Origin of the sequence: Flavobacterium sp. (genome assembly GCF_039916025.1) — a bacterium.
In the GTDB taxonomy this organism is placed as follows: Bacteria; Bacteroidota; Bacteroidia; order Flavobacteriales; family Flavobacteriaceae; genus Flavobacterium.
In genome coordinates this window covers 1-11909 of record NZ_JBDSMB010000179.1, presented here as the reverse complement: position 1 = coordinate 11909, position 11909 = coordinate 1, and the positions used below count along the sequence as shown (strand labels likewise).

Here is an 11909-nt window from a genome sequence, read left to right as displayed (position 1 = left end):
GATTTTTTTTAAGAAATTAATCTAATAAGGTCATTTTTACCAATTCGATTTTCTTATTCGTCGCCTGTTCAATGACAAATAGAAAGTTTCCGATGGTTATTTGAGTGCCTTTTTGTGGAATTTCTTTGGAAAAATCAACGATAAATCCGCCCAAAGTTTCATAAGAATCACTTTCAGGAATATTGAATTTGTAGGTTTCGTTTAGATATTCAACATCCAAACGTGTTGAAAAAACATAATTTGATTCATCAACTTTGTTTTCCATAAATTCTTCATCAGAATCGTGTTCGTCTTCAATTTCTCCAAATAGTTCTTCTACAATGTCCTCGATAGTCACAATGCCTGAAGTTCCACCGTATTCATCTAAAATAACTGCAACACTTTTCCGCTTTTTGGTCAGCAGATTCATGGCATCTTTTATTAGAATTGTTTCAGGAACAAATTCAACCGCAATCATAATCGATTTGATGCTTCGTGGTTTTTTGAAAAGTTCAAATGAATGGACATAGCCTACAATATCGTCAAGCGTGTTGATGTAAACCAATATTTTTGAATAACCTGTTTCTATAAAAAGTTCTCTCAAATCAACAATAGAACTGTGTAAATCAACCGCAACGAGTTCTGTTCTTGGCGTCATGATTTCGCGGGCTTTTACTCCGGAAAATTCTAAGGCATTTTGAAAAATCTGAATTTCAGAATCTACAGTTTCGTGATCCTGCACCGCATTCATTTGTTCAGATATGTAATTTCCAAGCTCAATTTTACTAAAAGACAAATTGATTTGGTCGCCTTCGGTTTTGAAAAACTTACGCAAAACAAAATCAGAAACCCATATCAGGAATGACGAAATATAATAAAAGAGCTTGTAGAAAAAATAGGCAGGCAGCGCAAAGAATTTGATAAAAGTATTGGCATAAATTTGAAAAAACACCTTTGGCAAAAACTCAGAAGTCATTAAAACAATCAGCGTTGAAATTGTTGTTTGCAATAATAAATTGGAATAATCTGTAAATTGAAATCCGAGCATAACAAACCAACGCATCAATAAATCGCCCATGAAAAACCCATAAACAACCATAGAAATATTGTTTCCCACAAGCATCGTGGCAATAAATTTGGATGGTTTTTGAGTAAGTTTTGTTAGGATTTTGGAAATGAAATCATCTTGTTTTTTTTCAATTTCAAGATAAATTTTATTCGAGGAAACAAAAGCGATTTCCATTCCAGAGAAAAAAGCGGAAAGTATCAAGCATAGAATGATTATTCCGATTTCCATGAATTAGGGTTTTTTATTGTGGTCTTCAAATTTTTTGGCGAACTTTCTTCTAAAGAAAAACAGAAAAATACAAACACCAGCAAATATGGCACTGATGGTAAAGTTCTCTTTTGACTGCCATTTGATAAAAGCATCAATGGCAAAAAGGATTCCGGCAAGTAAATAGGCGTATTGGGTAAATCTTAAATAGTTCATAATTGTTATTCTGACTGGATTTGTCCAGATATTTTTTGTGAGTTGACTTTTTTGAAATCTTTACTAAAATCAATTCCTTCGCCATAAGAAACTCCTTTTGGAGAAGTAAATTTAAACTTTTTTTCGGTAAAAAACCATTCATTTTTTTGGTCGTAATACAATTGCTCCGTTTCGAGAACTTCACCACTTTGATTGGATATTTTTACATTGTTCTGCAAATCTATCAGATTAGTTGCTTTGTGTTGCACAGCATACTTAGCGTCGATATACGTTTCCTTTCCGTTTTTGTCGTATAATGTCAAATGGATGCCTTTTGGGAATTCTACGAACGGGAATTCTACAGTGGCATAATCCAACATTTTTGGACTTATCAAATTGGCTGTAATTCTACCTGAATCTGTATACTTTAGGTTAATACCGTCAGCGTCGCCGCTTGGGGAAAATTCGGCAAAACCCATTTTTTGAACATCGCGAAAATTACTTTCACAGCCAATTACAATAAAACAAAAAAGGATTGATAAAATAAATGGGACACTATTTCTAGTCGGATACATCATTATTTAGCCGAAAAAGTAATGGTTTCATTAATCCAGCAACCTATGGTTAGGGACTTTCCGTTCATTTTTGCTTTGGAAATTTCATCGGCCGTTAGAGATTTAGCTCCGAAATCTTTAGCAGCTTTATCTGAAGTTGGTTTTAATCTTGGTTCTACTACTCCAGCTTTTTGAGCTGTTTGAATTGCCAGATAGTAAACCGCTTTCTTTTCAAAATCTGTTTTGCCACAATCGTTAGCGCTATTTGCATAAAGTTGTGCTAGAAACAAATATGCTTTTCCCATTTTTGGATCAGAAGCCAATGCTTTGTTTAGAGATTCTTTTGATTTTGGTAAATCGTTTGCCAATAAACCAGTAGCAAGTGTATAATATATTTTTGCCTTTTCCGTTGGATTGGTTTGCAGTTCGGCTGATTCGGTATAAAACTTAATTGCTTCAGGAAATTTTCTTTGGTTCAAATTTCCTAATGCCATGAAGTTAGCAGATTGCGCTGTGGCTTTAACCGAATATAGCTTTTCGGCCATCGTAAGAAAAATTGATTTGGTGCTGCATTTTCCGGAAAGGCTAATTAAGGCAGAAGTAATCCAATCTGCATTTTCCTGATTGTCGGGATAGTTTTTAGTGTAAAAAGCATCCAGGTTTTCACAGGTTGCCACGTCTTTAATCATGCCGTTAATAGCTCTTTGTGCGGTTTTGTATTCTTTTTTTTCAGGTTTTGCAGCCTGCAATTGAATAAGCAAGGTGTTAACCAGAGTGTATTTTTCTAAAACAGAATTGGCAGTTATTTTTTTGTCGCCGCTGTTGAATTTCAGGCAATACATACTGAAATAAGTAAAGATTGCATTGGCATCGGTTACATTTTTTGAACCTTTGGCAAAACCACTATCGAGTAAATTGAAAATTTCTTCTTTGGCATCAATTTTATTTGCAACCAAAGTCATTGCTTTATTTACTTCAAAATCCGGAGTAGTTAAAGGATAATTTTTATTGTATTGATCATACAATTTTAGAAGGTCGCGAACCAGCTTTTCTTTATCTTCGGCTGAAGCTGCATTATCAACTTTGTATTGAAGAATTTCAATTCCGTCAGTATAAACGGATTCTGTTTCTTTAGGACAATTTTTTCTAACATCGCTCCAGGGATTATAGGATTCAGCAATTTTCTTTGCTTTAAAAAGCTCCTGATATTCCGTTATTTTCGAAGCACAATCAAACTTTTGAGCATTACTGGTAGTTGTAATAAACAAAACACCAAGGATAAAAATAATTGCCTTCATAATTATTTAGTTTTAGTCGAATTTACGTTTCACAAACCACTTATCGCTTAGTGATAAACCAACACTTAGGTTGATATAATTTTCCTCTACTAAGTTATAATATTTTGTGCCTCTTTTTCCAATTTCAAGTCCAATATTTATATTTGTAAAGGTACCAGTTAATGGCATTCCTAAACCAATATTTGCTGCAAAATCTGTGATTGATTTATCAGGATAACCATTTTTTTGAATTACTAAACCGGTATTTTCATAACGCAATCCACCACGATAAACAATTCTTTTATAATAGTTAGAGTAGGAATTATAATTTGGAATATAAAATCCACCCAAACTATAACGGACAGAGTTCTCAAAAGTAGCGCCTTCAATATCGTTAAAACGGTTAGACAGTACGCTGTTATTTAAAAAAGTAACCTCTGCACCAACCAGCCATTTTTTTACTTCGCCAAAACCAGAGCCGAAACTCAATTTCGCCGGTAGTTTTATTTTAGTGTCGTCAACCGGTATGTTTTGCCTTTCGATTGGTGTTACCGTTGTGGATGTAACCTGAACAATTTCTATTTTACGTTTGTTATCCAAATTTAATTCAGCTTGTGGTGTATAAGATAAACTAGTGAAGAAAGAATGTTTAGCGCTCACTTTTGTTTGATACGTTATGCCTAAATCAACATTAAATCCTCTTAAATCAGAAACGTTAGTTTCTTGTGCACCATATTGCAGAAGCGGGAATGTTTGGTATCGTAAACTAGTGGTTTCAATAGTCCCGAAATTATATTGAACATCGGCACCAATATTCAGATTCTTGTTAAGACGATATCCAAAACCTAGAAAGACCTTGTTAACGCCACCAGTACCGGTGTATTTTGAATACTGAACGCCTGTAGTGTCAACATGAGGAAGTCCATTAATATCAAAAGTGGTTTCAATATCATAAATGTTTTTTTGGATTTTATAACCAACAGAAGAATAAGGAATAAGTCCAAATCCAATTCCTACTTTACCAACAGGAATTCCAACAATCATATAGTCTAATGAAGTTCTTCGGGCTTTTCCTTCCTGAGTTTCTGTATCAGATTTTGTATTGGCATAAGTTCCGCCAATAGCAAATCCTGTTAGTTTTAAATCCGCTAAATGTGCCGGGTTTTGAATATTTATGTGAATACTATCAGGAAAAACTGAAAGGCTTCCCATAGAGCGATTTTCAACTGACCCTTTATATTTTATATCGCCAATTCCGTAAAAAGAATAAGGTGAAGATGTTCCTTCCTGAGCAAAAATTGCCAGTGAAAAAAGTAAACAGATGCTTACTATAATTTTTTTAATCATTTTTGATTGTATTGAAATGTTTGGTTCAAACTTTCTAATAGGAAATTTGAATTGGCAAATATGGTATTTTTTAATCGTATGGCCAAAAATTCTGCATCGCCACCAGTTAAAATTATGATAAATTTAGCGTATTGGGTTTTGTATAGTTCGATAAACCCATCAATTTCAGATGCAACGCCATTAATCACACCAGAATGAATGGATTCCTGAGTAGAATTTCCAATAAAATTCTCGGGATTTTTTTTTGTCAGCAAAGGTAATTTTGCAGTTTGCTGATGCAATGATTCATAGCGTAAACGAATTCCGGGAGAAATTGCACCACCGAGATAATTATCGTTTTGATCAATAAAATCATAGGTAATACAAGTGCCGGCATCTATCACTAACCGATTTTGCTTGGGGAATTGAATAACAGCACCTGAAGCCAAAACCATTCTGTCGATTCCAAGTGTGGTTGGCGTACTATATAAATTTGTAAATGGGAATTTACTTCCGTGGCTTATAAAATGAATTTCAACCTTGTTTTCTAAAGATAAAAACAATTCTTTTTCTATGTTTCCTACCGAAGCAACGACTGTTTTTTTGATTTTTGGAAACTTATTCAGGATATTATTCGTCTCTGCTAAAAGCGAATCTTTGGTAAAAATAAAAAGTTCAACAAGCGTATTTTGTTCAAAGACAGCGGCTTTGATTCGAGTATTTCCAACATCAATGGTTAAAAGCATAACAATGTTTTTGGTGGTCAAAGTTACGAATAGATTTTTTTTATTATTTGTTTTGGATAAATTAAAAATCATCCTATATTTGCACCCGCTACAAAGCAAGGTACCTTAGCTCAGTTGGTAGAGCAATGGACTGAAAATCCATGTGTCCCTGGTTCGATTCCTGGAGGTACCACAAAACAAACCCATCACTGAAAAGTTGATGGGTTTTTTGTTTTATATCTACTTATATAAAAATACCGAATGTCCAGTGAACATTCTCCTCTTAATATCAAAGGTTTGTTGTTTCTAAAAAACTAATTCTCAATCTTTTTCACTTAGGATAAATTCCATAAAACTGCATTTAACACAAAAAAGTGCTGTTAATTGTAATTTTTTCACTAAAATTGACAGTTTTTATAAAGAAAATTAAACTATTCAAAACCAACATAAAACAATAAAATATGAGTGAAGCAGCGGTAAAAACGGGACATCCAAAAGGACTTTGGGTATTATTTGGAACAGAAATGTGGGAAAGGTTCAACTTCTATGGAATGCGGGCTATCTTAACTTTATTCCTTGTAAATTCTTTGATGATGAAAGAAGACAGAGCTTCTTTGATTTATGGAGGTTTCTTAGGACTTTGTTATTTAACGCCAATGTTAGGTGGATTTATTTCTGACCGTTTCTTCGGGAATAGAAATTGCATCCTGCTTGGAGGATTAATGATGGCGATAGGGCAGTTTTTATTGTTTTTTAGTGCTTCTATTTTTGGTTCAAATATTAATTTGGCCAATACTTTAATGTGGTCAGCATTGGGAATTATCATTTTTGGGAATGGATTTTTTAAACCAAATATTTCCAGTATGGTGGGAAGTTTGTATCCAAAACAAGAGAAATCTAAGCTCGATACAGCATTTACCATTTTCTATATGGGTATTAACCTTGGAGCTTTCTTAGGACAATTGATTTGTCCAATTGTTGGAGATGTTAAAGATGTTGACGGAGTTAGAGATATCCACGCTTTCAAATGGGGATTCTTAGCGGCTTCGATGGCAATGTTAATTGGTACAGCAGTATTTTATTTCCTTAAAAATAAATATGTAATAACTCCGGAAGGAAGACCATTAGGAGGCTTGCCAAAGCACAATGTTAATGATGATTATGAAGAAGGAGAATCTCAAAAAGCAGTTTTTTCTCAAAAAGCTTTAATTGGTGCTGTTGTTGCCTTTTTTGTTTTAGGTGCAATTTTCCATTATGTTGTTGATCAGAACTGGATTTATACCGTAATCTATTCGAGTGGTTTGACGTTGGCCGGATTAATTGTTTCGGATAGCTCATTGACAAAAATAGAAAGAGATAGAATTTTTGTGATTTATATAGTTGCATTCTTTATCATCTTTTTCTGGGCAGCATTTGAACAGGCTGGTTCATCGTTAACGTTTATTGCAGATAATCAATGTGACAGAAACTTCTTTGGTTACAATATGCCACCATCGATGGTTCAAATCTTTAACGGATTATTCGTTGTTGCTTTTGCAGTTCCGTTTAGCATGCTTTGGGATTATTTAAGAAGTAAAAACAGAGAGCCAATTTCACCAGTAAAACAAGCCGTAGGTTTGGCTTTAATTGCTTTGAGTTATTTCATCATCGCTTACAATGTAAAGGATTTAGGAAACAGCGGGCTTTTAGCAATCAAATGGTTAATCCTTTTATATTTAATTCAGACTTGTGCTGAACTTTGTTTATCTCCAATCGGATTATCATTGGTAGGTAAATTATCACCAAAACGTTTTTCTTCTTTATTATATGGAGTATTCTTTTTATCAAATGCTTCGGGTTATGCTTTAGCAGGAACATTGGGTTCTATCTTACCTGCAACAGGAGATAAATTCAAAAAAGCCTCTGAATTTGGAGTTGATTTACAGGCTATTCTAGACAAAAAAATTACACCAACAGCTGAACAATTAAAAGTTTTGGCAGACAATCAAATCTCTGACCATTATCCAAATTTTGCTGGTTTTGAAATTCATAATCTATTTGAATTCTTTATGGTATTTGTAATTCTTACCGGACTTGCAGCTGTAATTCTTATGGCATTAACACCAAAATTGAAAAAAATGATGCACGGTGTGAGATAATCACCGTTTCAAAATATTTTTATATCTTTCAAACCTACAAGCAACGCTTGTAGGTTTTTTAATTTATATACTTTATGGAACAAAATCAGACTTTAGAGCAAATTCAAAACTTCAAGGGGAGATACCCAAAACAATTGTGGTATTTATTCTTTTCAGAAATGTGGGAACGTTTTTGTTTCTATGGGATGCGCGGAATGTTAGTGGTTTTTATGGTAAATCATTTGACGATGGATGAAAAGACTGCAAACCTCCAATATGGAGCAACCCAAGCATGGGTTTATGCTTTCACATTCATTGGCGGATTATTTGCGGATAAGATTTTAGGATTAAGAAAATCGCTTTTTTGGGGTGGAATTCTTATGATTATTGGAAGCGTCATTCTTGCTATCGACCCAAAAAGTTTCTTTTTTATAGGTTTAGGTTTTACAATTGTCGGAACAGGTTTCTTTAAACCTAATATATCGTCAATGGTTGGTCAGCTGTATAAAATTGATGATCCTAGAAGAGACGCTGGTTTTTCTTTCTTTTATATGGGAGTAAATCTTGGAGCTTTAATTGGAGGTTATATTTGTATAGCGGTTGCCGAAGGTTCTATGTGGCAATCATTAGTTCCTGAAAATCTTCGATGGAATGTTGGTTTTGGATTTGCAGCAATAGTAATGATTATTAGTTTGTTGACTTTTACTCAAACTCAAAAAAGTTTAGGGCCAATTGGACTTTCGCCTTTAGTGAATGTTGAAAGTTCTAAGAAAAAAGTTTTAGAAATTGCCACTTATATTGGTTCACTTTTGATAGTTCCAGTTATTATTATTATGGTTGCAAATACTATATATACTGATTATTTCATGATGTTTATTGGTCCAGCATCAATCCTATATTTATTTTATGAAATGAAAAATTTCTCTTCTTCTCAAAATAAAAAGCTATTAGCTGCTTTGGTTTTTATAATTTTTTCAATTTTCTTTTGGGCATTTTTTGAGCAAAGCGGAGGTTCGTTAAGTCTGTTTGCAGTAAATAATTTAAATAATGAAATTTTAGGCGTTCAATTAAGTCCAAATGGAGTTAATAATTCTGCTAATTCATTTTTCGTAATAGGTTTTGCTGCTTTAGTAGGGTTAATTTGGTTATGGATGGCAAAAAGGAAGATTGAACCAAATACCGTTATCAAATTTGGATTAGCATTTATATTTCTTGCAGGTGGTTTTTGGATATTCTATTACACTAAGTTCTTTGCCGACTTAAATGGAAAAACTTCATTAGGTATTTTTACTTTTGGTTGGTTTATCATCACTTTTGGAGAATTGTGTTTGTCACCAATTGGGATGAGCGCCATGACCAAATTATCACCTCAAAAAACACAGGCTGTTATCATGGGAATGTGGTTTTTAGCGAGTGCTTATGGACAATATTTCGCCGGTATTTTAGGAGCTAATATTGCAGAAGCTTCTGAAAACTCTTCAAACCTTGAAAAACTAATGGTATACGCTGATGGCTACAAACAGTTGGCGTTATATGCATTAATAGCGGGAATCGTTTTGATTGTAATCTCACCATTTGTTAAAAAATTAATGCAGGAAGTAAAATAAAGTTATGAGTCAAAATTCAACAGATCAGTTTTTTAAAAGCACGGTTCTTGGTCATCCTTCCGGATTATTTGTTTTATTTTTTACAGAAATGTGGGAAAGGTTTTCATTCTATGGAATGCGTTCCTTACTTATACTATTTCTGACGTCATCATTAACAAATGGTGGTTGGGCCTGGACAAGAGAAAATGCCTCGGCTTTATTTGGTTCATATGTAGGTTTGGTTTATTTGTCAACCATGCTTGGTGGTTATTTTGCCGATAAGATTATTGGTTTCCGATGGGCAGTTATGGTTGGTGCTTTTTTAATGACTTTGGGTCATGCAGCCATGGCAGTTGAAACCCATTTTTCTATTTATTTAGGATTGGTCTTATTGGTTTTTGGTAATGGATTTTTCAAACCCAATATGGTTTCTATTATTTCAGAAATGTATAAAGACCGACCAGAAAAAAAAGATGGAGCCTATACGATATTCTATATGGGTGTTAATGCCGGAGCTTTTTTCGGAATTTTATTGTGCGGTTATTTAGGTGAAAAAGTAGGCTGGGGCTATGGTTTCGGTTTGGCCGGAATATTTATGTTTTTTGGAATGATTCAATTTTGGTTGTCCCAAAGCATCTTTGGCGATATTGGACTGAAACCTAACAAAGAAAGCAAAGCAAAAGCTGAAAGTCTGGATAACGATAAAAGAAATCCGTTCACAATATGGCAGCTTATTTCAATTGCAATTTCAGTTATTTTAGGGCTGCTTTGGATCATCAATGCACCAGTTTCAAAAATATCAGAAGGTAGAGTAGATGTGTTTTCAATTTTAGGAAAAAACGGAAACACCATTGCTATCTTAACCGCATTATTCGTGTTTATCGTTTTATTGATTGAGCGTTTTATGAGATACTCTAAAATCACCCGCGAAAAATTAATGGCTGTTACTTTTTTTGCTTTTCTGGCAATGTTTTTTTGGGCCATATTTGAACAATCACCCAACAGCTTAACCATTTTTGCCAAAGATTATACCGATAGGGTTTTGGTAGGGAATTGGAGTACTATTTTCCTTGTTGTCAATTCTTTGATTACGATTGTGCCATTAGCATTTATTACCTGGCTTATGTTGAAGATGTTTAAACAGACATTTAAAAATTATGCTGTTGCGAATATCATTTTGAGTTTGAGTTTTGTCATTATTTGGAGTATTGCTATTTGGATGCTGGTTAAAGATTATTACACCGCCGGAGTTTTATCACTTTCAGACAACACACTTGATTTACTAAAAATAGATAAAGTTACAACACCACTTACCGAAGTTCCGGCCACGTGGTTTTCGACTTTAAACTCACTGTTTCTTATATTACTAGCACCATTATTTTCTAAATGGTGGGAAAGCAAATACAATCCAATTGCCAATGTAAAATACGGAATCGGAATGTTGTTTCTTGGATTAGGAATGGCATTTGTCGCAATAGGCGCAAGCGGAATTGAGCCTGGAGCCAAAACCGCATCGGTTAGTATGATTTGGTTGATTTTAGTGTATCTTTTTCACACCATGGGTGAATTGTGCATTTCGCCTGTTGGATTGTCATACGTTAGTAAATTAGTACCAGCCAGAATGATTGCCTTTATGTTTGGTGTATGGTATTTGGCAGTTGCAATCGGTATGAAAGGCGCTGGTATATTTGGAGAAAACATAGATAAGATTGCTGACGAACATGGATTAAGCTATTTCTTTTGGCTTTTGACAATAATTTCTGTCAGTATGGCGCTATTATCAATATTAATGTCGCCTATTATTAAAAAATTGATGCATGGAGTCAGATAATTGGCTTTTATTTGGCATTCTTTTTGTTATATTTGAAAAAAAAATTTTTAAAAGATGAAAAAAATAGCAATTACTTTATTTCTAATCTTGGGTTCGTTAACTATACAAGCACAAGAGGTAACATGGCAAACAGATATGAACACAGCAATGAAGATTTCTAAAAAATCTAAAAAGCCATTGTTTTTATTCTTCACAGGAAGCGATTGGTGCGGTTGGTGTATGCGTTTGCAAAAGGAAGTATTCAAAACTCCGGAATTTGAAAAATGGGCAAAAAAGAATGTGGTATTAGTTGAATTGGATTATCCAAGAAGAACACCACAACAACCGGAAATTCAAAAACAAAACGCTGAATTGCAACAAACATTCGCAGTTCAGGGATATCCAACAGTTTGGTTTGTAAATGCAAGCAAAAAAGACGGAAAAATTAATTTAGAAAAATTAGGAAGCACAGGATATCTTGCAGGTGGACCAGCAAGTTGGTTGGCTGCTGCAGATAAAATTCTGGCTAACAAAAAATCATAATTCCGATTCCCATTAAATCTTATAGAATCCCTTTTCATTAGTATTGTGAAAAGGGATTTTTTCTTTTCTACAAGTCGCTTCCCAAATCCGAATATAACTTTTAAAATTAGAGCCATCAACAACAATTTCCTTGGGTTTGTAGGTTTTGAGCAACCGTTGAATATTCAGTTTTGGGGATTGAATAATCACTAAAACATCAGGTTGAAATCCCTTTGTATAAGCACACGAACTGTCTACGATTAGGATTCTTTGATGTTTAAAATACAGTAAGTTTTGCAATGGTTTTTTGGCTGTAGCTTCACAAAAACTTCCAACTAAATACGATTGAATTAGCAGATTAGAACTTAGGTTTTTTTGGATGCTGTCATTGCTGTAAACGGTTACAGCATTGCCCATTCTTTCTGTGATGATTGTGTTTTTCCTGCAATTAAAAATGATTAGTTCTTCATTGTTTTGTGTTTCACCTTTCTGAACAATAAAAATAGCCTGAATTAGAAGAATGCTTGTGAAAGTTAATGTTA

10 protein-coding genes, 1 tRNA gene and 1 pseudogene are annotated in these 11909 nt (G+C 33.9%); 5 read left to right on the top strand and 7 right to left on the bottom strand.

Annotated features, from left to right (window positions below; genetic code table 11):
• Positions 1-16: 16 nt before the first annotated feature.
• The 6 genes from ABIQ27_RS13380 to ABIQ27_RS13355 are packed head-to-tail and all read right to left on the bottom strand — an operon-like array spanning position 17 to position 5353.
• Entirely contained in the window at positions 17-1276 is a 1260-nt protein-coding gene (locus ABIQ27_RS13380) for a hemolysin family protein (RefSeq protein WP_348034419.1), read from the bottom strand.
• A 3-nt stretch (positions 1277-1279) separates the two neighbouring features.
• Entirely contained in the window at positions 1280-1471 is a 192-nt protein-coding gene (locus tag ABIQ27_RS13375; protein ID WP_348034418.1) for a hypothetical protein, read from the bottom strand.
• Between the two features lie 5 nt (positions 1472-1476).
• On the bottom strand, positions 1477-2025 hold the full coding sequence (lptC, locus tag ABIQ27_RS13370) for an LPS export ABC transporter periplasmic protein LptC (protein ID WP_348034420.1): 549 nt from the start codon (positions 2023-2025) through the stop codon (positions 1477-1479).
• A gap of 2 nt (positions 2026-2027) precedes the next feature.
• The gene (locus ABIQ27_RS13365) at positions 2028-3302 is read right to left on the bottom strand and encodes a hypothetical protein (protein WP_348034417.1); all 1275 of its coding nucleotides are present in this window, start codon (positions 3300-3302) and stop codon (positions 2028-2030) included.
• A 12-nt stretch (positions 3303-3314) separates the two neighbouring features.
• Entirely contained in the window at positions 3315-4628 is a 1314-nt protein-coding gene (locus ABIQ27_RS13360) for a hypothetical protein (RefSeq protein WP_348034416.1), read from the bottom strand.
• A complete protein-coding gene (locus ABIQ27_RS13355) occupies positions 4625-5353 on the bottom strand; it encodes a type III pantothenate kinase (protein ID WP_348034415.1) in 729 nt (242 codons plus the stop codon). Before ABIQ27_RS13355 ends, ABIQ27_RS13360 begins: the two co-directional genes overlap by 4 nt.
• Before the next feature lie 99 nt (positions 5354-5452).
• On the opposite strand from ABIQ27_RS13355, the gene ABIQ27_RS13350 reads away from it, so the two are divergent.
• The 5 genes from ABIQ27_RS13350 to ABIQ27_RS13330 all read left to right on the top strand — a co-directional run bounded on the left by ABIQ27_RS13350 (position 5453) and on the right by ABIQ27_RS13330 (position 11388).
• Positions 5453-5525, top strand: a tRNA-Phe gene (locus tag ABIQ27_RS13350).
• 268 nt (positions 5526-5793) lie between these two features.
• Positions 5794-7470 (top strand): peptide MFS transporter, encoded by a 1677-nt coding sequence (locus ABIQ27_RS13345; protein WP_348034414.1) that lies wholly within the window; start codon positions 5794-5796, stop codon positions 7468-7470.
• A gap of 74 nt (positions 7471-7544) precedes the next feature.
• Entirely contained in the window at positions 7545-9056 is a 1512-nt protein-coding gene (locus tag ABIQ27_RS13340; RefSeq protein ID WP_348034413.1) for a peptide MFS transporter, read from the top strand.
• 4 nt (positions 9057-9060) lie between these two features.
• Complete coding sequence (locus tag ABIQ27_RS13335; protein ID WP_348034412.1) at positions 9061-10866, top strand: oligopeptide:H+ symporter; 1806 nt, start codon at positions 9061-9063, stop codon at positions 10864-10866.
• A gap of 54 nt (positions 10867-10920) precedes the next feature.
• Complete coding sequence (locus ABIQ27_RS13330; RefSeq protein WP_348034411.1) at positions 10921-11388, top strand: thioredoxin family protein; 468 nt, start codon at positions 10921-10923, stop codon at positions 11386-11388.
• Between the two features lie 12 nt (positions 11389-11400).
• On the opposite strand, the pseudogene ABIQ27_RS13325 reads toward ABIQ27_RS13330, so the two are convergent.
• Positions 11401-11909, bottom strand: a pseudogene (locus ABIQ27_RS13325) (ComEC family competence protein); the annotation flags it as partial.